Source organism: Microbulbifer sp. Q7 (assembly GCF_001639145.1).
In the GTDB taxonomy this organism is placed as follows: Bacteria; Pseudomonadota; Gammaproteobacteria; order Pseudomonadales; family Cellvibrionaceae; genus Microbulbifer.
Map to the genome: position 1 here is coordinate 254,879 of NZ_LROY01000001.1, position 22,336 is coordinate 277,214.

The window sequence follows — 22,336 nt, forward strand, 5'->3', positions numbered from 1 at the left end:
CTTCACGCCATTTCTGTAAGCAGGGATTTCACACCGGCCAGCAATCGTCGCGATACCGGCGGCACCTGTGCACAACCACTCAGGGTGACACCGTAGCCGTCGCCGGATTTTTTCAGGCCGGTAATAAATTCCCGCGCCACAATCGCACTGCGGTGCACCCGCACAAAGCGCTCGCCGAATTCCGCCTCCAGTTCCTTCAGCGATTCGTCCAGTACCGTTTCCCCGCCACTGTGATGCGCGATGACGTATTTGTCTTCGGCGAGAAAGCAGCGGATATCGTCTACGTTCAGCAACTGCACACCGCGGCGGCTCACCGCCTTGATCTGGCGGCGGCCGCGGGTGTTTTGCAAATCATTTGAACGGGTCTGCAGTAACTGGGGTTTGCTCAGTCTTCGCGCCTGGGCAATCGCCTGTGCCAGCTGTTCCAGACTGATGGGCTTGAGCAGGTAACCCGATGGAGCAACCGCAAAGGCAGGGAGCGCAAACTCGTCGTGGGCGGTGCAGAATATAATCGCAGGCGGGTTGGGTCGGTTGGTGATTTGGGTGGCGAGTTGCAGCCCGTTTTCTCCGGGCATTTCGATATCCAGTAACAACAAGTCCGGGTCGAGTGAATCCAGCTGTTGTATCGCGCTTTCCCCATCGGCAGCTTCTCCAAGCAGTTGGCAACCATCTATAGACTGCAACTGTCGGGCCAACCTGGCCCGCGCCAGCGGCTCATCGTCGACGATCAGCACTCCCAGGGGGCGTTCGGTAGCGCTCATTGAACTACCTCTTCCGCGACGCCAGCTGAGTGTGCTGCCACTGGCTCAGTTGTTCTGGTTTGCGTATTGGCATTTAGAGGCAAGCGTATTTCGACGCGGTACTCTGTACCGTGTTCGCCATCGCACGGTTGTGCGGAGAAGCGGAAACGGTCGCCGTAAAATGCACTGAGACGTTGGCGAATATTTTCCATCGCCATGCCGTTACCCACATGCGCGTTTGACAGGTGGCGCTCGTCGATCTCAGTTTTTATTTCGCAATCTGCAACAGGGTTATGAATCGACAATAGCAGTTCACTTGTGCCGCTGCCAATGAATTTTTTATGGGTAACTGGGACTTCACGAATGTCGATTTTGATCGTGCCGCCGTGACGTAAACGGGCGATGCCATGCAGCACCGCATTTTCCAGCAGAGGCTGCAGCAACATGGATGGCAATGTAGCACCGGCCGGGAGATTGTCGATCTGCCACTCTTGCTGCAAACGGGATCCGAGGCGCAGGGACTCAATTTCCATATAGCGCTTGGCCAGTGCAATTTCCTGCTCCAGCGGAACCAGTTTCGAGTCCGCCAGCGATGCGCGGAACAGGGCCGAAAGATCTTCCACCAGTTTTTCCGCGCGCTCCGCATCCACCGCGATCAGGCTCGCGAGACTGTTCATGCTGTTGAACAGGAAGTGCGGACGAATACGCGACTGCAGCGCTTCGATACGCGCCCCCAGCTCCGCCTGCTGCTGGTTGTGCCATTGCTGCTGCACATAGGCGTAACGCAGCACCACGCCCGCGCAAATCGCACCCACCAGGAAATTGGCCAGCAGTGACCAGTAGTCGATGGGCGCACCCGCCATGTCCGCACTCCACCAGTGCTGCGCCAGCAGCACAACGACGAGCACTGCGAGCACCGTGGAATAGCTGAGCGCTGCGGCCAGCTTGTGGCGCAGGCGGGCCAGACGGGGGCGCAGGCGGCAGAGGATCGCGGCGGAGGGCAGAATCGCCCACAGCACGGTAAGCGACACCAATCCCAGGCGCTGCCAGTTGAAGGGATTGAGGCCATCGCTGGCCAGCACCAGTACCAGCGCCAGCAACTCGCCCATCAGGACCAGTGCGGCCACACCGGTCACACTGCACAGGTCGGGAAGGAAAGGCGCCGGGGCTTCGGCATCGTGGCGAGCGGGCACACGCGCAGAATCTTTGCCTTCGGGGGCAATTTCGCGAATTTGCTGCGCTATAATGCCCGCCGCTTGCGCGGGCCGGGAAGATGTCATACGACGTTATCTTTATTCTGGGTCCGTCACCGGAAGATACCGCCATCCCGGGCGGACTTCCATATCCCAACCCATATTCGACCAGAGGCAGCATGAGCAACGATAACTCCTCCGCAAACACCGCACAGAGCTCTACCGCCAACCCCGCAGCCAAGCTGTGGGGCGGCCGCTTTAGTGAAGCCACCGATGCGTTCGTGGAGCGCTTTACTGCCTCGGTGATGTTCGACCAGCGTATGGCACTGGAAGACATCCAGGGCTCCCTGGCCCACGCGCAGATGCTGTCGGAAGTAGGGGTATTGACGGAAGACGAGTTCAAGCAGATCGAGGGCGGCCTCAAGGACATCGCCGAGGAGATCAAGGCCGGTACATTCCCCTGGTCGGTGGCACTGGAAGATGTGCACATGAATATCGAGGCGCGCCTGACCGACCGCATCGGCGCCACCGGTAAGAAACTGCACACCGGCCGCTCGCGCAACGACCAGGTGGCGACCGACATCCGCCTGTGGCTGCGCAACCGCATCGACCTGATTGCCGGCGAGCTGACCCGGCTGCAGACCGGCCTGGTGGATCTGGCCGAGCAGGAAGCGGACACCATCATGCCCGGTTTTACTCACCTGCAATCGGCGCAGCCGGTCACCTTCGGCCACCACCTGCTGGCCTGGAATGAAATGCTCACCCGCGACTATGACCGCCTGATGGACTGCCGCAAGCGGGTCAACCGCTCGCCGCTGGGCGCGGCCGCCCTGGCCGGCACCAGTTACCCGATCAACCGCGCGCGCACCGCCGAACTGCTGGGTTTCGATGCACCCACCGAGAATTCCCTGGATTCTGTGAGCGATCGCGACTTTGCCATCGAGTTCTGCGCGTTCAGTGCCCTGCTGCTCACGCACCTGTCTCGCGCCAGTGAAGAGCTGGTGCTGTGGACCTCCAGCCAGTTCGACTTCATCGATCTGCCGGACCGCTTCTGCACCGGTTCCTCCATCATGCCGCAAAAGAAGAACCCGGACGTACCGGAGCTGGTGCGCGGCAAGACCGGCCGCGTCAACGGCCACCTGATTGCCCTGCTGACCCTGATGAAAAGCCAGCCACTGGCCTACAACAAGGACAACCAGGAAGACAAGGAACCGCTGTTCGACGCCGCCGACACCGTACTCGACTGCCTGCGCGCCTTTGCCGACATGGCACCGGCCCTGAAGCCAAAGAAAGAAAATATGCTCGCCGCTGCCGGCAAGGGTTTCTCCACCGCGACCGACCTCGCCGATTACCTGGTGCGCAAGGGTGTGGCCTTCCGCGATGCCCACGAGATCGTCGGCCAGTCTGTAGCGTTTGCCATCGACAAGGATTGTGACCTGGCGGATTTGAGCCTGACGGAGCTGCAGAAATTCTCCGAAGTGATCGGAGACGACGTATTTGATGTGCTGACGCTGGAAGGCTCGGTCGCCGCCCGCGACCACATTGGTGGTACCGCGCCCAATCAGGTGCGCGCGGCCTGCGAGCGGGCGCGCACGCTGATCGCTGCGCGATAAGCCGGTGATAAATAGGTAGGCAATAAAAAAGCGGGCACCTGGCCCGCTTTTTTGTGGGGGCGTTTACAGCCCGAGGGTCACCGGCGCTCCCTGCTGTTCGCTCAACACCCGATCCAGCAGCGTCGGCAGATCCTCACCGGTAGTGGAACAAAGCCAGCCAGGGTTCTTAAAACTCAGGTGATAGCCGCCGGAACGCGCCGCTACCCACAGCTCCTGCACCGCACTCTGGCGCGACAGAATCACCTGGGTGCCGTTGTCTTCCAGGGTGATCGTCAGCACCGAATCCGCGCGCTCGTAATCCATATCCACATCGCACTCGTCGAGCGCGTCCTCGACGGCAATCAGGGTTTCTTCGATCGCGGCGTTATAGGCGGTTTGGGAGGCGGCCTGGGTCATAATGCGGTTACTTTTGTTACTGTGTTGCTAAAGGAAGAGGATCGCTATACTAGCAGGCTTTTGCGGTCTTCTCGTCCCGCATGAATGCGGCAGCGACTTGCCGGGTACTTTGCAGGTGTCTTGCAGAGGCTTTCCATCGACCCCGCGGGCAACAACTAGGTAATAGCCAGATGCGCACATCCCTGACTTCACTGGTCGCCCTTGCCACCGTCGCGCTGGCGCTCGGCGCCTGTGGCCAGAAAGGCCCTCTTTATCTGCCGCAAGATCCCGCCGCGCCGGGGTTGCCGGCCGCGAACAGTGCGCCCGGCCAGCCTCCCGCAACGCGCGATGACGAAACCCGCAAAAGCGGCAAACCAGAACAACAAACCCAGCAACACACGGAAGCGGAAGCAGTCTCCAAATGAACGAATTTTCCTACCAGCAGGGAAGCCTGTGGGCCGAAGGGGTCAGCCTGGAAAAAATTGCCGAGCAATTTGGCACTCCCACCTATGTCTACAGCCGCGCCCACTACGAGCGCCAGTACAAGGCTTACGCGAATGCGCTGGGCGACCACCCAGGGCTGGTCTGTTACGCCATCAAGGCCAACAGTAACCTCGGTATTCTGTCCGTTCTGGCGCAACTGGGCGCCGGTTTCGATATCGTCTCTGCCGGCGAGCTGGAGCGCGTCCTCATGGCCGGCGGCGATCCGGCCAAGGTGGTGTTCTCCGGTGTCGGCAAGACCGCCGACGAAATGCGCCGGGCGCTGTCCGTGGGTGTGCACTGCTTCAACGTCGAGTCCGAGGGCGAGCTGGACCGTCTGGAAATGGTCGCTGCCGAGATGGGCGTGACCGCGCCGGTGTCCCTGCGGGTGAATCCGGACGTGGATGCCAAGACTCACCCGTATATTTCCACCGGCCTGAAGGAAAACAAATTCGGTATCGCCATCGAGCGCGCCCGCGCTGTGTACGCGCGCATCGCCGATTCCCAGAGCCTGAATGCCGTGGGTGTGGATTGCCACATTGGCTCCCAGCTCACCGAAATCTCCCCGTTTCTCGACGCCCTCGACCGCCTGCTGGTGCTGATCGACGAGCTGGCCGAGGACGGCACCACCCTGAAGCACCTGGACCTGGGCGGCGGACTCGGGGTGCGCTACCGCGGAGAGGAGCCGCCGGAAGTGAGCGACTACCTGGGCGCGGTGAAAGAAAAACTCGCTGGCCGCAACCTGGCGCTGGTGCTGGAGCCCGGGCGCTCCATTGCCGCCAACGGCGGCGCCTTGCTGACCCGGGTGGAATACCTCAAGCGCACCGACGAGCACAACTTTGCCATCGTCGATGCCGCCATGAACGACAACCTGCGCCCGGCCCTGTACCAGGCCTGGCAGGATATCGTCGCCGTCACCCCGTCCAATGCCACCGCCGAGAGCTGGGACATTGTCGGCCCGGTGTGCGAGACCGGCGACTTCCTCGGTAAACACCGCCCGCTGGCGCTGGAACAGGGCCAGCTGCTGGCGATGCTGTCCGCCGGCGCGTATGGTTTTACCATGAGCTCCAACTACAACTCCCGCGCTCGCGCCGCAGAAGTTCTTGTGGACGGCGACAAAACCTACCTGGTACGGGCGCGGGAAACCCTCGCGGATCTGGTGCGCGGTGAGACGACGGTACCGGCCAGGGATTGAGCCCGGGTGGTGGATGCGCTTTGCTTATCCACCCTACGGGATGACTGTAGATAGAATGTAGGGTGGATAAGCGCATGCGCATCCACCGTCAAGAGAATCAGAATGCGGCTTAAATTCACCAAAATGCACGGCCTCGGCAATGACTTTGTCATGGTCGACGGCATCACCCAGCGGGTGAAGCTGTCACCGGAAAAAGTCCGCCAGATCGCCGACCGCCACACCGGCATCGGGTGCGATCAGCTGTTGCTGGTGGAAGCACCGCGCAACCCTGACGTCGATTTCCGCTACCGCATTTACAATGCCGACGGCAGCGAAGTGGAAAACTGCGGCAACGGCGCCCGCTGTTTCGCGCGCTTTGTGCGCGACCGCCGCCTGACCAGCAAGGACCAGATCCTGGTGGAGACCGCCGCCGGCATTCTCCAGTTGAAGGTGCAGGAGAAGGAGCAGGTCAGCGTGGATATGGGCGAACCGGTGCTGGAACCGGGAGCCATCCCCTTTCAGGCGGATATCCAAGCAGAAACCTACCCGCTGGAAGTGGACGGCGAGGTGTACAACGTGGGCGCGGTGTCCATGGGCAACCCCCACGCGGTGCTGCTGGTGGACGACGTGCTGAAGGCGCCAGTGGAATCCCTGGGAGCCGCCATCGAGTGCCACCCGCGCTTTCCCGCCCGGGTGAATGTTGGCTTCCTGCAGATCGAGGCGCGCGACCGGGCGCGGCTGCGGGTCTTCGAGCGCGGTGTGGGCGAGACCCGCGCCTGTGGCACCGGCGCCTGCGCTGCAATGGTCTCCGCGCGCCTGCGCGGCCTGGTGGACGAAGAAGTCCAGATCACCCTGCCTGGCGGTACCCTGACGATCCACTGGCCCGGGCCGGGCGAGCCGGTTACCATGACCGGGCCCACCGCGGCGGTATATCACGGACAGATAGTACTCTGAACACGGCCCGGTATCGGCGATACCGGCCACGACCGATCACAGCGAACCCGACATGACCGATCACAGCGATGCCCCACTGCTCGACAGCGATGTCGAAGCCAGCCTGGACCGACAGGAAGCCGCCGACAGCGAGAGCCAGCGCAGCAAAAAACTGCTTGCGCGCCAGGTGGCCCGCTACCTGATGCAGAACCCCACCTTCTTTGCTGAACACATGGACCTGCTGGAAAGCATCCAGCTGCCCAAGGAATCCGGCAAGACGGTTTCGCTGATGACGCACCAGACCAACCTGCTGCGGGAGCGCAACATCGAGATGCGCCAGCGGCTCGACCAGCTGCTGCAGAATGCCCGGGACAACGACCAGCTGTTCCTGCACAGCCGCCGGCTGGTACTGGCGCTGCTGGAAGCGCGCACCGTGGCCGAGGCCGGCAGCGCGCTGCTGGGCAGCTTCAAAAATGACTTCAAGGTAGAGTTCACCACCCTGACCCTGTTCGCCCCCCTGCCCGGTTCGGGACAGCAACTGGGCGATGTGCGCAGCAGCGCCCGCACCAGTGCCGAGGCCGCCATTGGCTCCATCCTGCGCAACGGGCGCACCGTGTGCGGCACCCTGCGGCCCTCGGAAACCGCCTACCTGTTCGGCAAGCACGCCGACCGCGTCGCCTCCGCAGCGGTGGTGCCCCTCGCCGGACAGCTGGGTGTGCTCGCCGTTGGCTCCAGTGACCCCAACCACTACCGTTCCAGCCTCGACACCCTGTTCCTGTCGTACATCGGGGAGATTCTCGAGCGGCTGCTGCCCGACCTGCTGGCGCGGAGCTGAATGCGATGCAGCTGGCAGCGGCGAGCGACGCTTTCCTGCAGCACCTGCAACACAAGAACCTCTCCCCCAATACCCTCGCGGGTTACCGCCGCGATCTCGACAAGCTGCAGCAACTGGCGGACGCCGAGCTGCTTACGGATGTGCGCACCCTCGACGAGATGCGCCTGCGCAGCTGGCTGGCACAGCTGCACCGCGGCGGACTTTCCCCCAAAACCCTGCAGCGCTGGCTCTCGGCAGTGCGCACCCTGTTGCGCTTTTGCGTGCGCGAGGGCTGGCTGAGCGCCAATGTGGCGGAAGGGCTGCGCGCCCCCAAGGCCGCGCGTACCCTGCCCAAACTCCTCGATGTGGACGCCGCCGCGCAGTATGTGCAGAGCCCGCTCGACACCAACACCGATACCAACACCAACACCAAGACCGATACCGGCACCGGCGATGACCTGCTGGCCCTGCGCGATAGCGCCATCCTCGAACTGTTTTACAGCAGTGGCCTGCGCCTGTCGGAACTGACCGGGCTCAACTGGGAGGATATCGACCTGAAGGGGGGCGAGGTGCGGGTGACGGGCAAGGGCAACAAGACCCGCCTGCTACCGGTGGGGCGGCACGCGTGCCGTGCGCTGGCCGACTGGCGCCGCAACGCCCCGGCCTGTATTGGCGACGCGCGGGGCACCAGTCCGGTGTTCACCAGTGCCAGGGGCCGGCGGCTCGGCAACCGTGCGATTCAACAGCGCCTGGCCCACTGGGCCCGTGCCGGCGGCGCAGAACAGCGCGTACACCCGCATATGCTGCGCCACTCCTTCGCCAGCCATATGCTCGAATCCAGCGGCGATCTGCGCGCGGTACAGGAACTGCTCGGGCACGCGGATATCAGCACCACCCAGATCTATACCCATCTGGATTTCCAGCATCTGAGCCGGGTCTACGACAAGGCGCACCCGCGCGCCCAGCACGACGAGGACTGACGTACACCGTCGATGGGGCGCGCTCAGGGCGTGTACCAGATCGGTGAGGTATAGGCGCGCTCCTGAATAGTAGCCGGCACATCCTCCGGCGCTTTCACACCAAAGTATTTGGCATCGTAGGTGGTCCAGCGCGGCGTCGGTATTTCCAGCACCCGCACATAGTAGAAGGCGTGCTGGTCGGACTCGAAATCCGGGTCTTTCCAGAACGCCTGCAGAATGGGCTCACCGATGCTGTTGTCATAGGTGGCGTTGGCCACGTCCACGGTATTGCCAATGGCCTTGCCAGCGCGCCCGTCACTGCCGATCTTGCGCCCCCCGGATACGGCAACATCGTAGACCCGCTCCCGTGGTTTGCCATCGGCATCGAGCCACCCCTTGATGACCTGGATACGTTCGAGGTTGGCACCGTCGGCATCGCGCATAGCGCGGATGAGAAAGCCTGGCGCCTTGTCCGAGGGCTTGAGGCTCCCCCCCATGGGCACCCCCTCGGCATAGCCGTAGCGGGGAAAATCATGGCGACTCAGGTCGTCCGCCGAAAAGCCAAAACCGGCGAACACGCGCACCAGCATCCGGGTGCCGGTGGTGGCATACACCTCCTTGCGCGCCATCGCATCCCAGATCGCTTCACGGGTATTCTCCCGCGCCCACACCGCTGCCAGCCCGGAGGCACTTGCCTCGTAGTGGCGTATCGCATAGTCGCGGCCTTTTGGGTCCGGTAGATAGCCGGTAATTTTTTCCTCGAACCGGATCGGGTCGGCGGTGGGTTCCAGGGCCGTGGCCTTGCCAAAGAAATTGTCTTCATCGGTGGTGGCAAGGGAAGTGTGCGTATCCGAGCTGCCGATCATGCCAAAGCGGAACGGACTGGCGCCGAGTTTTTTCTCGTACACCATCCCCCGCTTCAGTGCTTCGCGGGCGTACTCCCTTGGCAGCATGTCGGGCTCCTTGGCCGCGGCAAAACTGCCCCGGTCCCAGGTCTCGAAATCGGCAAACTCGTCGTCGGGCGAGAGTAGCGGATGTGTCTCGCCATCGCCCTTGATCTGGGTGACCTCATACAGTGGCTCCCACTTGCTGCGTCGCTCGGCGTAGTCCCGATCCAGCGGTTTGCGCGCGGTGAGGGTGACGTCATCGAACATCAGGCCATTCGACAGGTTGCCGTTGTGGGGTATTGCCAGCACACGCCCGCCGGTTTTCTTTTCATAGTTGGCCATCCAGCGCCACAGGTCTTCCGGGTCTTCCGAGTCGTAGGCGGACATCGGCACCACCTGGTCGGCTTTGGACTTGTCGTCCCGGAAAACCACGTTGCGGTGCAAGTTGCTGCCATCGGGGCTGGAGGTCCACTCGTAACCAATCAGTGCGGTAAACAGACCCGGCGTATTGTGCGCATCCGCGGCCTTGGTCAGCCGCTGCCACATGGACGCCAGCAAGCCTTCAATCCCCTTGAGGGGGTCCTCTTGCGCGGTCACCTTCTCCCCCCACATGGCGTACGCCTCGTCACTCTTGCCCGCCTTGGTGAGGTCGTGCACCTGCTTGCCCCAGGGCGAAGACAGCAGCCGCTGGTCCGACTCCTCAATCATCGGTGAGAGACCGAGGTTTTCCGCGTGATCGGCAATCACCAGAAAGTCCAGCGGGCGCTTCAGGCGCGCCTTGACGCCGGTACTCGAGGTAACCACTTCACCTTTGGCAAAGCGGTAAGCGGCATCTGGCCCAAGGCTGTTGCCGAACATACCGGCATCGGTGGAGTAACTGGTGTGCACATGGGTGTCGCCGAAGAACACCCGGTTGGGGAAGTTGTGGCTCGGGTAAGGTGCATACCGGGTTTCAGGCTTCGGCGCGGCCTGCGGGGCATCCTGGGCCAGGGGCGCGCCAGAGCTAATCAACAGGGTGATTACCGCTAGCACTCGTATCGTGCGGGTCATGGTTTTCAGCCTCCGTGCTGTCCCGCACCCGCCCACCGTAAATACCCAAAGGGAGTACACAGAAGCACTACCCCACTGGAAGAGGGCGAACAGGATGGGATTTGGGTAGGTACGGAAGGAGTCTAGCAGGCCGCTGAAAACCTACGCCCAGCGGCCTGCCAGCCAACGCCATCGCCCCCGCGGAGGAATCGGGGGGGCGACGAGCCGGTGTGCACCGGCTTCAACTATCTGCCCGCGAACGGTCCGCCGGCGTCAGATGGGCCGACTGCCGTACTTCGGCTGCGGCTTGCGTGGTGGATCCGCAGTGACATCCGGCGCTACCTCATCGATAGCACCGCCGCGGGCGAGGAATGCCTCGACCTCGGCAGTCAGTTGGCTGCGGGCCCGGTGACGGGAAGATAGGGTGCGCTCTTCTGCAAAATCCTCGGTGTCTTTCGCTCGAGCACTGGCTTGGTCGTCTTTCATGTCAATATACCCTGTAACTTGATACCCCTTGTTACAGAGGGAATGCCCCTGCTGCCGCAGACCCTGTGTGGATTGCTCCACCCGGTTGCGCAGATCTGCTCTTCAGACTCACATCGGCGACAGTGCCAAAGCGAAACTGCAAACCAGATCCGTCCACCGGAAACTTTCCTGCGGCGAAATATTTATAGATAGTGTCTAACCAGCCTGCCAGAAAAGGTTCCCGATTTTAGTAGAGTTTTTTTGTGCGATTTTTGCCCGATTTATCGCGCTTGGTTATGCAATTTCAGGCGTCAGGATTTAGACGTCACGCACACAGGCACAAGGGATTTTCTGCCACACCACCGCTGTGCCCTGTTTGCCGTATTTCAGGCATAAAAAAGCCCCGCAATGCGGGGCTCATAAAACACTGTGTCCGATTCTTTGATCAGACCGCTTCGCTGCCGGTTTCGCCGGTACGAATACGGATAACTTCTTCGAGCGCAGTGATAAAGATTTTGCCGTCACCGATTTTGCCGGTCTGCGCGGCTTTGGTAATGGCTTCAACGGCGCTGTCGACCATGCTGTCGTCCACCGCCAGTTCCAGTTTTACCTTGGGCAGAAAGTCCACCACGTATTCGGCGCCACGGTACAGTTCGGTGTGACCCTTCTGGCGACCGAAGCCTTTCACTTCTGTCACGGTCATGCCCTGCACGCCAACTTCAGACAGCGCAGTGCGCACATCGTCCAGTTTGAATGGCTTAACCACAGCCGTAATCAATTTCATTCGCTTATCCCCTGATTATCTGTCTTGCGGGCACCGGCCCGAAAACCGGTGCCGGAAGATTATTTTGCCGCCGGTGGGGAGTGTTCCCTGGCACCGGCGGCCATCTTACGAGCGCTTACTTGCTCATAAATTCCGGATAAGCTTCCATTCCGCACTCGGCCAAGTCAACACCTTGCTGCTCTTCGTCTTCGGTAACACGGATACCGGTGATGAGCTTCAGGACGAACCAGACCGCGAAGGAGGCAGAGAATACCCAGCCAAAGATGGTGGCAGCACCGATCAGCTGACCGCTGAAAGAGGAGCCGTCGTTGGTAACCGGTACCAGCAGCAGCCCCAGCAGACCAACCACACCGTGCACGGAGATGGCGCCAACAGGATCGTCGATCTTCAGCTTGTCCAGGGTAATGATGGAGAAGACCACCAGGATGCCACCCAGGGCGCCGAACAGGGTTGCCTGCAGCGGAGTCGGGGTGGAAGGTTCAGCGGTGATCGCTACCAGGCCAGCCAGTGCGCCGTTCAGCAGCATGGTCAGGTCGGCCTTGCCGAACAGGATGCGACCGGTGATCAGCGCAGCAACAGCACCACCCGCAGCGGCAGCGTTGGTGTTCAGGAACACCAGGGCTACAGAGTGCGCGTTGGCGGCATCGCCCAGCTTCAGTACGGAACCGCCGTTGAAGCCGAACCAGCCCATCCACAGGATGAAGGTACCCAGGGTCGCCAGCGGCAGGTTGGCACCGGGAATCGCGTAGATTTCGCCGTTCGGGCCGTATTTACCTTTACGAGCACCCAGCAGCAGTACGCCAGCCAGGGCAGCAGCGGCACCCGCCATGTGTACGATGCCGGAACCGGCGAAGTCGGAGAAGCCCAGGTCGCCCAGGTTGTACAGGCCGAACACTTCACCTCCGCCCCAGGTCCAGTAACCTTCCAGCGGGTAGATGAAACCGGTCAGCGCAACCGCGAAGATCAGGAAGCTCCACAGCTTCATGCGCTCGGCAACCGCACCAGATACGATGGACATTGCGGTGGCAACGAACACAACCTGGAAGAAGAAGTCGGAAGCACCGGAGTACACGGAATCGCCTTCGAATCCGTTCTCAGCAGATGCAGCGAGCACTTCGTCGAGGCTGAAGGCCTCAATGCCATTCAGCAGCCAGCCGCCGTCGTACATGATGGCGTAACCACTGATCAGGTACATGGTGCTCGCAATCGCGAACAGTGCCACGTTCTTGGTAAGAATTTCAGTCGTGTTTTTAGAACGCACCAGGCCGGCTTCCAGCATGGCGAAGCCCGCCGCCATCCACATGACCAGTGCACCACACACGAGGAAATAAAATGTATCAATTGCGTACTGCAACTGAAAAATTTGATTTTCCATTTTTCGCTCCGTTTAACCCAAACTATCCCGAGTCGCCCCGGTCGTTGTTGTCTATTGATCAAAGAATCGTTGTAGGCAATCTGTTCTACTAATTAGATCGCTTCCGCGCCGGTTTCACCGGTCCGAATGCGGATTGCCTGCTCAAGGTTTGCAACAAAGATCTTGCCGTCGCCGATCTTGCCGCTTTGCGCCGCAGTACCGATGGCTTCCAGCACGGCGTCAACCTGGCTGTCTTCTACGGCGATCTGCAACATGGTTTTGGGCAGAAAATCCACCACATACTCGGCTCCACGATAGAGCTCGGTATGTCCTTTCTGCCGCCCAAAACCCTTTACTTCACTCACGGTAATGCCACTGACACCGGCTTCTGCCAGGGCGTCGCGCACTGCGTCGAGCTTGAATGGTTTGATGATTGCGGTTACCAGTTTCATGGTCTCCCCCTGAGAAAAGAGCCCACTCAACGAGCGGGCTCATGTCGCGGTTGTCGATTACCAGCTGTAAGAAGCACCAGCCAGTACGGTCGGCTCACACCAATCGGTGAAGAAGCATTCCTGGTCGCTCACGTCGGTACCTACCAGAGAAGCGCTCAGGGCCAGGCCACCGAATTCTTTGCCTACGGATACGGAGTAGTCGATGTAAGAGTCGGCTCCGTCCAGGAAGATTTCTTCATCAAACAGGTTCAGGCCGGCGCTCAGGTCCAGGGAAATGTCGTTGGCCAGGCTGAAGGAGTAGCCGGCGCTCAGGTAATAGAAAGCACCGCTCTGCAGCCAGTAGTCGTCGGAGTAGGCGAAGCCCACAGACGCGTCACCGAAGCTCAGGCTGCCGTACACTTCCTGGTAATCTTCGTCCCAGTCACTGCCGTGGTAGGCGTAGTAGATGTAACCTACGTCGTAGCCCACACCACCGGCGGTTTCACCGGCGTAGCCGCCGTAGAAGTCCTGCTCGAACTTGGTTTCGTCCATGCCGTAGGCGAAATCGACCTGGGAAGCCCAGGTGCCGAGATAAACGCCGTTACCCAGGTCCAGGTCAACACCGGCCTGGATCGCCGGATTGCGGTCATTCTGGGAAATACCGCGGAAGCGGTAGTCGCTGACAACACCAACATTGGCGCTGAAGCTGGGACCAGAATCTTCTGCGGTTGCGGCACTGGAAACGGCCATGGCCAGAACGCTGCCGGATACGATAGCTGCAACCTTGTTATTGAATTTGATTCCCACTTTTTGGTTCTCCTTGATCTCTGTGTGAAATGCTCGTTTTGGTATTTTTATGTTTGCGGCACTGACGTCGCCCGGGAAAAGGCACTGGCCGCACTCGCCCAGGCACTTCACTGAAGACCTATCCCCTGCCTTCGTTACCAGGGCGATTTGCACAGGGGTACTTGCAGACTTAGTGCCAACTTTAAAAAGTTGTCGGGAAATCAGCGGGTTAAGTGAATTTTTCGGCGTTTCGCGGACATCGAAAACGAGGCGGTCACAAAAACTGCGCAAAAACGGTGCGCACCAAAATGACACGCGCACCACCGTCGGGCATCGCGGCAGTGCAGGCTGCAGGGCGTGAACCATCCCGGCGCACCGCAATCGCCGCTTGGTGGTAAAACACCGCTGCGGTAATATTTCGCTTCGTTTTAAGACGGTTTCTTAGTGGAGAATTGCGCGTGGCACGGGACAAATTGCAACAGTTGTTAAGTGAGCTGCAACAACAGGGGGCAGTGATCAGCAGTGACCTGCGCGATGCGCTGGAAGTGGCGATGGGCAAACTGCCGCTGGTAAGCCAGCGCGAATTCGACATTCAGGCAGCCAAGCTCGCCCGCGCCGAGGAAAAACTCGCCGAGCTGGAGGCGCAGGTACGCGCGCTGGAAAGCAGCGTGGCAGGTAAGCTCGACGACTAAACCGCTCGCTTCACACAGTGTAAGCGCTCCAAGGCAGCCAATTTTTCAGGGAAGAAAATGAGCCTATCGATTACCTATGCCCGTGCGCAGCTGGGCGTGCAGGCCCCCCTGGTGACAGTGGAGACCCATCTCGCCAACGGACTCCCGGCATTCAACATTGTCGGCCTGCCCGAGGCCGCGGTGCGCGAAAGCCGCGACCGGGTGCGCAGTGCCATCATCAACAGCCACTTCGAATTCCCCCAGCGGCGTATTACCGTCAACCTGGCCCCGGCAGACCTGCCAAAGGCCGGCGGGCGCTACGACCTCGCCATTGCCCTAGGCATCCTCGCCGCTTCCGGGCAGGTGCCCGGCGAAACCCTAGAGCATTATGAATTTATCGGCGAGCTGGCGCTGTCGGGCAGCCTGCGCCCCATTCCCGGTGCCCTGCCCGCGGCCATGGCCTGTCGCGACAGCAGCCGCACCCTGGTCACCGACACCGACTCCGCCCGCGAAGCGGCTCTGATCGCCACCCCGATCAAATCCGCCAGCACCCTGTTGCAGGTGTGTGCCCAGCTGCACGGCCGCGAGCCGTTGCCCGATGCGGTGCAGGACACCGAACAGGAGGCAGTGATCTGCGCGGACCTGGCCGACGTGCGCGGGCAACTCAAGGCCCGGCGCGCGCTGGAAGTGGCTGCCGCGGGGTCCCATAACCTGCTGTTTTACGGCCCGCCAGGCACCGGCAAGACCATGCTCGCCAGCCGCCTGCCCGGCATCCTGCCGCCGCTGGCGGAGGACGAACTGATTGAAGTGGCCGCGCTCTACTCCAGTGCGGGACTGGAGCGGGTGCGTCAGCGACCGTTTCGCGCCCCACACCATTCCGCCTCGCCCACCGCTCTGGTCGGCGGCGGCAGCACACCCCGCCCCGGTGAGATCAGCCTGGCCCATCGCGGCGTCCTGTTCCTGGATGAAATGCCGGAATTCCCCCGTTCCGCACTGGAGATACTGCGCGAGCCGCTGGAAAACGGCGAAGTGCGTATTTCCCGTGCTCGCGCCCAGGTCACCTTCCCCGCCGATTTCCAGCTGGTAGCGGCGATGAACCCCTGTCCCTGCGGCTATCTCGGCGAGCCCCGCTGCCGCTGTACCCCGGACCAGATCGACCGCTACCGCAATAAATTGTCCGGGCCATTATTGGACCGGATTGATATGCAGGTAGAAGTGGCGAGCATGAGCGCGGGGCAGTTACAGGATGCGCCGGTGGGTGAATCATCAGCGACGGTGCGCGAGCGGGTGCGCACTGCGCGGGACATCCAGCTGCAGCGGCAGGGCAAGATAAACGGTGAATTACAAGGCAATGAACTGGATGCTTACTGCCCGCTGGGCAAAGCAGAAAGCGCATTGTTGCGCGCCTCGGTGGAAAAACTCGGCCTGTCGGCACGCAGTTACCACCGGGTGTTGAAGGTAGCGCGCACGCTCGCGGATTTGGGTGGGCAGAAGGATATCGGCAGCGCCCAGATTGCCGAGGCGCTGGCGTATCGCAATCTGGATCGTAAAACGGTAATGCCCGCTTAGGCGATTGCCCGGGCTACTTGTTGCGAGCCTGTACCAGCCAGCGATCCAGCTGATCCGCAAATGCCTTGCGTTCCTGCTGACCCAGTGGCGGTGGGCCACCGGTGTGCACACCACTGGAGCGCAGGGTTTCCATAAAGTCACGCATGTTCAGGCGTGCGCGGATATTGGCCTTGGAATATTTTTCGCCGCGGGGATTCAGCGCGGTGGCATCCTTGTCGATCACTTCCGAGGCCAGCGGGATATCCGCGGTAATCACCAGATCGCCGGCGGCACACTGGCGGACAATTTCATTGTCGGCCACATCAAAGCCCGCAGTGACCTGCACCGAACGTATGTATTGCGATGGCGGTACCCGCACATGCTGGTTGGCCACCAGCGTCATTTCCGTCTGCGTGCGCTCGGCGGCACGGAACAGGATGTCCTTGATCACCGTGGGGCAGGCATCGGCATCGACCCAGATTTTCGGCATTAATCAGATTCTCGCGGTTGTTGGTCGGCGGGGGCACCCGCATCGCATTTTTTGCACGCCAGTTTGAGCCCCAGCTTACGCTGCCGGCCCTCGCGGGTGGTCACCCAGGGGCGGTTTTGCCAGGGTGGATCGTGGCGCACGTGCTGGTTATGACCGCAGGCCAGTTGCGCTACCCAGTGGCGCTCATCATCGCGGTGATATCCGACTATTGGCTGTTGCATGCCGTTCCCCAGGCTATTCAGCCGCTCTTTATAGACAAATCCCGCTTGCGGCGAAAGCCGCGGCTCGCCGGTCAGAGGAAAACCACCTAAGGCAAAGCCATCCGCGGCGCACGCTGGTAGAATCGCCGCATCTTGTGGCCCCAAATCCGCTGTATCACGACCCAGATTCACCTATGACCAAGCTCAATCCACGCCAGGCGGAAGCCGTGAAGTACATCGACGGTCCCTGTCTGGTGCTGGCCGGTGCCGGCTCAGGAAAAACCAGTGTAATTACACGGAAAATCGCTTATCTGATCGAACAATGCGGCTATCAGGCACGAAACATCGCTGCCCTGACGTTTACCAACAAGGCCGCGCGGGAGATGAAGGAGCGGGTCGGCAAGCTGCTTACCGGCCCCGATGGCAAGAAGTCCAAGGCCTCCCACGGCCTCACCGTGTCCACCTTCCACAACCTGGGCCTGAATATCCTGCGCAAGGAATACCGGGTTGCCGGTTTCAAACCCGGCTTTTCCATTTTTGACTCGGATGACGCCCGCAGTCTGATCAAGGAACTGATGCTGCGCGATGGCGACCTGGACACGGACCTGCTGGACCGGGTGCAGAACCAGATTTCCAACTGGAAGAACGACATGCTGCCCCCGCGCAAGGCGCTGGAGCTGGCCCAGAGCCCGGGCGAGCAGGCCATGGCGGTGGCCTATGGCCGCTACTGTGACGCCCTCAAGGCGTACAACTCGGTGGACTTCGACGACCTGATCATGCTGCCGGTTCAGCTGTTCGACAGTGACCCGGAACTGCTGCAGCGCTGGCGTCGCAAGATCCGCTACCTGCTGGTGGACGAATATCAGGACACCAACAGCTCCCAGTATCTGCTGGTGAAGCTGCTGGTGGGCAGCCGCGGCGGCCTCACCGTGGTGGGCGACGACGACCAGTCGATCTATGCCTGGCGCGGTGCACGCCCGGAGAACATGAGCCAGCTGAAGCAGGACTACCCCAACCTGCGCCTGATCAAGCTGGAGCAGAACTACCGCTCCACCAGCCGTATCCTCAAGGTGGCCAACCACCTGATTGCCCACAACCCGCACGAGTTCGACAAGGCGCTGTGGTCCGACCGCGGGCTCGGCGACGAGATCCGCGTACTCAAGGTGGCCAACGAGAACGAGGAAGCGGAGCGGGTCGCCAATGAGATCTTCCTGCAGAAGGCGCGCCGCGGCTGCCACTTCAAGGACTTCGCGGTGCTCTACCGGGGCAACCACCAGGCGCGCCTGATCGAGATGAAGCTGCAGGAGAACCAGATTCCCTACCAGCTGTCGGGCGGCACCAGCTTTTTTGCCCGCGCCGAGATCAAGGATGTGATGTCTTACCTGCGCCTGCTGGTCAATCCGGACGATGACAACGCCTTCCTGCGCATCATCAACACGCCGCGCCGGCAGATCGGCACCAGCAGTCTCGAAGCCCTGGGCAACTATGCCAAGGGCCGCGAGATTTCCATGCTCAGTGCGTGCAGCGAAATCGGTTTCAAGGAGCACATCACCGAAGCGGGCTACGAGCGCCTGAATCGGTTCGCCCACTGGCTCGAAGGGGTGGCCCGCAACTGCCGCGACAACAGCCCGGAATCCGCGCTGCGCGAGATGCTCGACGATATCGACTACGCCGGCTGGCTGTCGCAAAACGCCAGCAGCGAAAAGGTCGCCGAGAAACGTATGGAGAACGTCTACTGGCTTTTGGACAGCCTGATGAAAACCATGGAGGGCACCGATGACGAACTGGAACAGGACGTGCGCCTGGAACAGGCCATCTCCAAATTGATCCTGCGGGATATGCTCGACCGCCAGGAAGAGGAAGAGGCCACCGACAAGGTGAGCCTGATGACCCTGCACGCGTCGAAGGGTTTGGAATACCCCCATGTGTTCATGATCGGCATGGAAGAAAACCTGCTGCCCCACCGCAACAGCATCGAAGACGACAACATCGAGGAAGAGCGCCGCCTCACCTACGTGGGCATTACCCGCGCACAGAAAACCCTGACCATGACCCTGGCGGGCAAACGCAAGATGTTCGGCGAAAACCAGGACACCACCCCCAGCCGTTTTCTGGAAGAGCTGCCAGAGGAAGACTGCATTTTTGAGGGCTTCGGCAAGGCAACGCCAGAACAGAACCAGGCCAAGGGCGCCGAGACGCTGGGCTCACTGCTGAGCATGTTTGATTAGGGTGAACCCACAAGCCCGACAAAAAAAAGCGCCGCAAAGCGGCGCGTAAGCAGAGAGCTCAAATGGCCCCCGCAGAGTTACGGGCGGGGACCTGGTCCTGTGAGCACAAGGGAGGATGGGTTTAGAAGGTCACGGTGACACCGGCGTAGAAGTAACGCCCCAGCAGCGAGTAGTTGGCGGACCCGTATGAGGTATACGGGTGGTCACGCCAGCTCTCGTCGGTCAGGTTGTTCACCCCGAAGTAGCCTTCGGTACTCTCGGTGAACTGGTAGCCGGTCCACAGGTTGTAATACAGCGAATCCCGGATCACATGGTTTTCATAGCGCTCGGGGTTGCCGTCCAGGTCAATCGGGCCACCTTCGGTGAATTTGGTGGTCAGGCGCATGGTCAGGTCGGCCACGGAATAGGTGGTGGCAAAATCCGCTTTCCATTCCGGGGTGCGGTACTGGCCCACATAGTCGGTGGTGCTGGATTCCCCGGCCACCGTGTTGGTGTAGGAACTTTCGATCAGGCGCGTGCCCAACAGGTTGAGGCGCAGGTCACCCGGCAGGCCCAGGGTGTCTTCAAGGCTGAAGCTGTAATCCAGCTCGAGGTCCACACCGCGGCGGCGGGCGGCGTCTGCGTTGACGTAGGTATCGCGCACGGAATACACATCGCCATTGTCCTCGCGCACGACCTGCGCGCAGAAGTCGTTGTTGATGGTTTCCGAGTCAACACACATGGCCAGGTTGGTGCCCGCGCCGAAGCGCACGATCATGTCCATCATGTCGATGTCGAAATAATCCACCGATACATTCAGGCCCTCTACAAACGTCGGGGTGAAGACCAGGCCCGCGGTGAAGGTGGTGGCCTCCTCTTCCTTGAGCTGGTCGTTGCCCTCGGAAATCACGCGCCCCCGGCGTCCCTTCAGGTTGGAATCCCAACCGTCCTCAATACCCAGTGCCTGACAGTTGGCCTTGCGGCGCCCGTCGTCCGGGCCACCGTCGATTTCCAATACATCACAGGGGTCGGTCAGATCGCTGTAGCCAATGCTGGTGCCGAGGAACATTTCACCCAGCTGCGGCGCGCGCACCGCTTTTGACAGTACCGTGCGGAACCGCACGCTGTCGTTAAACGCCCAGTTCAGGCCGGTTTTCCAGCTGGTGAAGTTGGCGGACTCGGTGGAGTACTCGGCACCGCGCACCGCCGCCTCGAACTCGACGCTTTGTGCCAGCGGCGCCTCGCGCAGCAGCGGCACCAGCAGTTCCGCATAGACTTCATGCACGTTGCGGCTGGCGTTGTCGATGGAGGTCTGCTGTGAAGACAAAACGCCGGACTGCCACAGCTCCGAGGGCTGGTAGTCGAGGCTTTCGTAACGGGTTTCCAGGCCGGTGCTGAACATGACCGAGCCGGCAGGCAAGGCGAACAGGTCACCGCTCAGGTTGGCCGCAAAGGTGTGCTGCTCAACATCGGTAGTGGTGGTGTGACGGGTCATCACGTAATCCAGCACTTCCTGCGAGGCCGGCGCAAACGGCGAGAAGCTGGCACAGCTGCTGGTTTCCTCACAGGGGCCAATCAGCTGGAAGGTACCGGTGTCGATGCGGTCATAGCGCAGCTTGTTGCCCTGTTCCAGATCCGCCGAGGTGAAACCGGTGGCCAGATAGGTGTCCCAGTTCCAGCCATTATCGAATTCGCCGGTGAGGTTCACGGTGGCGGCGACGTACTCCCGGTCATTGGTGTGCCAGCGGGGGCCGGCCTCGTCGAAGGTGTAGGGAATCTTCAGCCAGCTGTCACCGTAGTCGGCGAGCACCTGCTGCACGCCCTCGGGAATGGCGATGCCGTTGGCCTCCAGGTCGCTGACCTGGTGCCAGTCAGCCCAGATGAAATCCGGGTCGATCTCATCGTAAGACTCGGTTTTGGAATAGGTCAGGTCGGCGATGATGCGGGTGCTGTCGCTGATGTCGTAGTGGCCGCGGAAGTAGGTGTTCAGGCGCTCGTAGGGGCCGCGGGCAAAGTTGTACGCATTGGGGTCGTAGCCGCTGCCATCGGTGACCATCCAGCCGTTGACGATACTGGTGGCCGGCGTGCGCAGGCTGGCTTCGCTGCCATCCAGCTGGAACCAGTCCACATCACCCGCCGCCGCATTCCACACCGCAAACGCATTGCCGTCGATGTTGAAATCTGGATAGGTGATGTTGTTGTGGATGATGTAATCCTTGATGCCGTCGTTGGGGCCGGTGTCGCCCGGGTTGGGCAGGTAACGGGTGCGCCCGGCAGCGGATTTGCGGTCGCGGTAGGCGAGCGGCTTTTCCTTGAAATAATCCACCGAGGCGGCGAAGTTGCCGCGGCCGTCGGCAAAGTTTTCCCCAAGCGTCAGGGTGATGGACTGGTTGGCACCGCCACCGGCCTCCGACTCACCCACCTGGCTGCGCAGGGAAATGCCCTCGTAGTCGTCTCTCAGAATAAAGTTCACCACCCCGGCCACGGCATCGGCACCATACACCGCGGAGGCACCGCCGGTGAGCACTTCCACCCGTTCCACCAGCTCGCTGGGGATCATGCCAATTTCACTCACCATGGTGTTGTCGTCGGCGGTGACCTGCACCGGGCGGTGGCCATTGACCAGAGTCAGGGTGCGCTTGACACCCAGGTCGCGCAGGTCGAGCGCATTCAGGCCCGAGTTGCCGAAGGAGTAGCTGCCACTGGTGGCGTCAAAGCCGGCACCGAACTGCGGCATGGTGGACAGCACTTCGTTCAGGTTCAGCTCACCGCTCATCTTGATCGCTTCCTTGCCGATCACCGAGGTGGGCGAAGGTGTGTCAAAGGTGGAGCGCTGAATACGCGAGCCAGTGACCACCACTTCTTCGAGGGCGGCATCGCCTTCCCACTGGTCGTCCTGAGCATTGTCCTGTGCGTAAAGCAGGGTGCTGTGACTGGTGGCCGCGGCGATGGCCAGCGCGAGCAATTTCTTTGAGGCGTGCATGGTACGTTTCCCCTAGATAGCGTGTTAAATTTATTCTTGTGCGCAAAAGCAAAATAAGCCTAACACAATTTATTTTGTGCGCAATAGTAAAATTGGCCGGGGAAATTGGCGGACGAGGGGGGATTGGGGACGCGATCGGTCAGGCGCGCGCCATTCGGGCACACCAAACCAGCTTTGTTACAGGCACAAAAAAAGCCGCTCAATGAGCGGCTTTTTTTGA

At 61.0% G+C, this 22,336-nt stretch carries 21 protein-coding genes; 9 read left to right on the forward strand and 12 right to left on the reverse strand.

The genetic code is table 11. The features are described 5' to 3' along the window. Positions 1-2: 2 nt before the first annotated feature. The gene (locus AU182_RS00960; RefSeq protein WP_082859125.1) at positions 3-761 is read right to left on the reverse strand and encodes a LytTR family DNA-binding domain-containing protein; all 759 of its coding nucleotides are present in this window, start codon (positions 759-761) and stop codon (positions 3-5) included. Then, the gene (locus tag AU182_RS00965; protein WP_066959489.1) at positions 758-2,020 is read right to left on the reverse strand and encodes a sensor histidine kinase; all 1,263 of its coding nucleotides are present in this window, start codon (positions 2,018-2,020) and stop codon (positions 758-760) included. The genes AU182_RS00960 and AU182_RS00965 overlap by 4 nt, the downstream gene beginning before the upstream one ends. Before the next feature lie 92 nt (positions 2,021-2,112). Here AU182_RS00965 and argH point away from each other — a divergent pair, with 92 nt between their 5' ends. Next, positions 2,113-3,546 carry an argininosuccinate lyase gene (gene argH, locus AU182_RS00970; protein ID WP_066959491.1) on the forward strand — a complete coding sequence of 478 codons (1,434 nt, stop codon included), beginning with the start codon at positions 2,113-2,115 and terminating at the stop codon, positions 3,544-3,546. Positions 3,547-3,609: 63 nt separating this feature from the next. On the opposite strand, the gene cyaY is transcribed toward argH, so the two are convergent. After that, entirely contained in the window at positions 3,610-3,942 is a 333-nt protein-coding gene (cyaY, locus tag AU182_RS00975; protein WP_066959493.1) for an iron donor protein CyaY, read from the reverse strand. A gap of 170 nt (positions 3,943-4,112) precedes the next feature. On the opposite strand from cyaY, the gene AU182_RS00980 reads away from it, so the two are divergent. The 5 genes from AU182_RS00980 to xerC all read left to right on the forward strand — a co-directional run bounded on the left by AU182_RS00980 (position 4,113) and on the right by xerC (position 8,302). Then, positions 4,113-4,346: a lipoprotein gene (locus AU182_RS00980; protein WP_066959496.1), complete on the forward strand. Its 234-nt coding sequence runs from the start codon at positions 4,113-4,115 to the stop codon at positions 4,344-4,346. After that, positions 4,343-5,596, forward strand: coding sequence for a diaminopimelate decarboxylase (gene lysA, locus AU182_RS00985; RefSeq protein ID WP_066959498.1), 1,254 nt, complete (start codon positions 4,343-4,345; stop codon positions 5,594-5,596). The genes AU182_RS00980 and lysA overlap by 4 nt, the downstream gene beginning before the upstream one ends. 102 nt (positions 5,597-5,698) lie before the next feature. After that, positions 5,699-6,529, forward strand: coding sequence for a diaminopimelate epimerase (gene dapF / locus AU182_RS00990; RefSeq protein ID WP_066959500.1), 831 nt, complete (start codon positions 5,699-5,701; stop codon positions 6,527-6,529). Positions 6,530-6,581: 52 nt separating this feature from the next. Continuing rightward, positions 6,582-7,343: a DUF484 family protein gene (locus tag AU182_RS00995; protein ID WP_082859127.1), complete on the forward strand. Its 762-nt coding sequence runs from the start codon at positions 6,582-6,584 to the stop codon at positions 7,341-7,343. Positions 7,344-7,348: 5 nt separating this feature from the next. Beyond that, the gene (xerC, locus tag AU182_RS01000) at positions 7,349-8,302 is read left to right on the forward strand and encodes a tyrosine recombinase XerC (RefSeq protein WP_066959502.1); all 954 of its coding nucleotides are present in this window, start codon (positions 7,349-7,351) and stop codon (positions 8,300-8,302) included. A gap of 23 nt (positions 8,303-8,325) precedes the next feature. On the opposite strand, the gene AU182_RS01005 is transcribed toward xerC, so the two are convergent. The 6 genes from AU182_RS01005 to AU182_RS01030 all read right to left on the reverse strand — a co-directional run bounded on the left by AU182_RS01005 (position 8,326) and on the right by AU182_RS01030 (position 14,038). Then, positions 8,326-10,218, reverse strand: coding sequence for a DUF3604 domain-containing protein (locus AU182_RS01005; protein ID WP_066959504.1), 1,893 nt, complete (start codon positions 10,216-10,218; stop codon positions 8,326-8,328). 252 nt (positions 10,219-10,470) lie between these two features. Further along, positions 10,471-10,683: a hypothetical protein gene (locus AU182_RS01010; RefSeq protein WP_066959506.1), complete on the reverse strand. Its 213-nt coding sequence runs from the start codon at positions 10,681-10,683 to the stop codon at positions 10,471-10,473. Positions 10,684-11,107: 424 nt separating this feature from the next. Next, on the reverse strand, positions 11,108-11,446 hold the full coding sequence (locus tag AU182_RS01015; RefSeq protein ID WP_043319767.1) for a P-II family nitrogen regulator: 339 nt from the start codon (positions 11,444-11,446) through the stop codon (positions 11,108-11,110). 115 nt (positions 11,447-11,561) lie between these two features. Beyond that, positions 11,562-12,821 carry an ammonium transporter gene (locus AU182_RS01020; RefSeq protein ID WP_066959508.1) on the reverse strand — a complete coding sequence of 420 codons (1,260 nt, stop codon included), beginning with the start codon at positions 12,819-12,821 and terminating at the stop codon, positions 11,562-11,564. A gap of 92 nt (positions 12,822-12,913) precedes the next feature. Next, positions 12,914-13,252 (reverse strand): P-II family nitrogen regulator, encoded by a 339-nt coding sequence (locus AU182_RS01025; RefSeq protein WP_066959510.1) that lies wholly within the window; start codon positions 13,250-13,252, stop codon positions 12,914-12,916. A gap of 57 nt (positions 13,253-13,309) precedes the next feature. After that, on the reverse strand, positions 13,310-14,038 hold the full coding sequence (locus tag AU182_RS01030; protein ID WP_227718070.1) for a TorF family putative porin: 729 nt from the start codon (positions 14,036-14,038) through the stop codon (positions 13,310-13,312). A gap of 437 nt (positions 14,039-14,475) precedes the next feature. Between AU182_RS01030 and AU182_RS01035 the strand changes: the two genes are divergently transcribed. After that, positions 14,476-14,709 carry an accessory factor UbiK family protein gene (locus AU182_RS01035; protein ID WP_066959512.1) on the forward strand — a complete coding sequence of 78 codons (234 nt, stop codon included), beginning with the start codon at positions 14,476-14,478 and terminating at the stop codon, positions 14,707-14,709. Between the two features lie 57 nt (positions 14,710-14,766). Next, positions 14,767-16,257: a YifB family Mg chelatase-like AAA ATPase gene (locus tag AU182_RS01040; RefSeq protein ID WP_066959514.1), complete on the forward strand. Its 1,491-nt coding sequence runs from the start codon at positions 14,767-14,769 to the stop codon at positions 16,255-16,257. A 13-nt stretch (positions 16,258-16,270) separates the two neighbouring features. Here AU182_RS01040 and AU182_RS01045 read toward each other — a convergent pair whose 3' ends face one another. Next, complete coding sequence (locus AU182_RS01045) at positions 16,271-16,726, reverse strand: YaiI/YqxD family protein (protein WP_066959516.1); 456 nt, start codon at positions 16,724-16,726, stop codon at positions 16,271-16,273. Continuing rightward, positions 16,726-16,947: a DUF3565 domain-containing protein gene (locus AU182_RS01050; protein WP_066961898.1), complete on the reverse strand. Its 222-nt coding sequence runs from the start codon at positions 16,945-16,947 to the stop codon at positions 16,726-16,728. The genes AU182_RS01045 and AU182_RS01050 overlap by 1 nt, the downstream gene beginning before the upstream one ends. A gap of 173 nt (positions 16,948-17,120) precedes the next feature. Between AU182_RS01050 and rep the strand changes: the two genes are divergently transcribed. Further along, complete coding sequence (gene rep, locus AU182_RS01055) at positions 17,121-19,154, forward strand: DNA helicase Rep (RefSeq protein ID WP_066959518.1); 2,034 nt, start codon at positions 17,121-17,123, stop codon at positions 19,152-19,154. A gap of 121 nt (positions 19,155-19,275) precedes the next feature. Here the strand turns inward: rep and AU182_RS01060 are convergent, their stop codons facing one another. Next, positions 19,276-22,116: a TonB-dependent siderophore receptor gene (locus AU182_RS01060; RefSeq protein WP_066959520.1), complete on the reverse strand. Its 2,841-nt coding sequence runs from the start codon at positions 22,114-22,116 to the stop codon at positions 19,276-19,278. Between the last annotated feature and the right edge of the window lie 220 nt (positions 22,117-22,336).

Excerpts from the sequence above, each read along its gene's own strand:
- AU182_RS01010 (WP_066959506.1), bottom strand. The coding sequence starts at position 10,683 with ATGAAAGACGACCAAGCCAGTGCTCGAGCGAAAGACACCGAGGATTTT.
- AU182_RS00980 (WP_066959496.1), top strand. The coding sequence starts at position 4,113 with ATGCGCACATCCCTGACTTCACTGGTCGCCCTTGCCACCGTCGCGCTG.
- AU182_RS01020 (WP_066959508.1), bottom strand. The coding sequence starts at position 12,821 with ATGGAAAATCAAATTTTTCAGTTGCAGTACGCAATTGATACATTTTAT.
- AU182_RS00965 (WP_066959489.1), bottom strand. The coding sequence starts at position 2,020 with ATGACATCTTCCCGGCCCGCGCAAGCGGCGGGCATTATAGCGCAGCAA.
- AU182_RS01005 (WP_066959504.1), bottom strand. The coding sequence starts at position 10,218 with ATGACCCGCACGATACGAGTGCTAGCGGTAATCACCCTGTTGATTAGC.
- AU182_RS00995 (WP_082859127.1), top strand. The coding sequence starts at position 6,582 with ATGACCGATCACAGCGATGCCCCACTGCTCGACAGCGATGTCGAAGCC.
- rep (WP_066959518.1), top strand. The coding sequence starts at position 17,121 with ATGACCAAGCTCAATCCACGCCAGGCGGAAGCCGTGAAGTACATCGAC.
- dapF (WP_066959500.1), top strand. The coding sequence starts at position 5,699 with ATGCGGCTTAAATTCACCAAAATGCACGGCCTCGGCAATGACTTTGTC.
- AU182_RS01050 (WP_066961898.1), bottom strand. The coding sequence starts at position 16,947 with ATGCAACAGCCAATAGTCGGATATCACCGCGATGATGAGCGCCACTGG.
- AU182_RS00960 (WP_082859125.1), bottom strand. The coding sequence starts at position 761 with ATGAGCGCTACCGAACGCCCCCTGGGAGTGCTGATCGTCGACGATGAG.
- AU182_RS01045 (WP_066959516.1), bottom strand. The coding sequence starts at position 16,726 with ATGCCGAAAATCTGGGTCGATGCCGATGCCTGCCCCACGGTGATCAAG.
- AU182_RS01060 (WP_066959520.1), bottom strand. The coding sequence starts at position 22,116 with ATGCACGCCTCAAAGAAATTGCTCGCGCTGGCCATCGCCGCGGCCACC.
- xerC (WP_066959502.1), top strand. The coding sequence starts at position 7,349 with ATGCAGCTGGCAGCGGCGAGCGACGCTTTCCTGCAGCACCTGCAACAC.
- AU182_RS01015 (WP_043319767.1), bottom strand. The coding sequence starts at position 11,446 with ATGAAATTGATTACGGCTGTGGTTAAGCCATTCAAACTGGACGATGTG.
- lysA (WP_066959498.1), top strand. The coding sequence starts at position 4,343 with ATGAACGAATTTTCCTACCAGCAGGGAAGCCTGTGGGCCGAAGGGGTC.
- cyaY (WP_066959493.1), bottom strand. The coding sequence starts at position 3,942 with ATGACCCAGGCCGCCTCCCAAACCGCCTATAACGCCGCGATCGAAGAA.
- AU182_RS01040 (WP_066959514.1), top strand. The coding sequence starts at position 14,767 with ATGAGCCTATCGATTACCTATGCCCGTGCGCAGCTGGGCGTGCAGGCC.
- AU182_RS01025 (WP_066959510.1), bottom strand. The coding sequence starts at position 13,252 with ATGAAACTGGTAACCGCAATCATCAAACCATTCAAGCTCGACGCAGTG.
- argH (WP_066959491.1), top strand. The coding sequence starts at position 2,113 with ATGAGCAACGATAACTCCTCCGCAAACACCGCACAGAGCTCTACCGCC.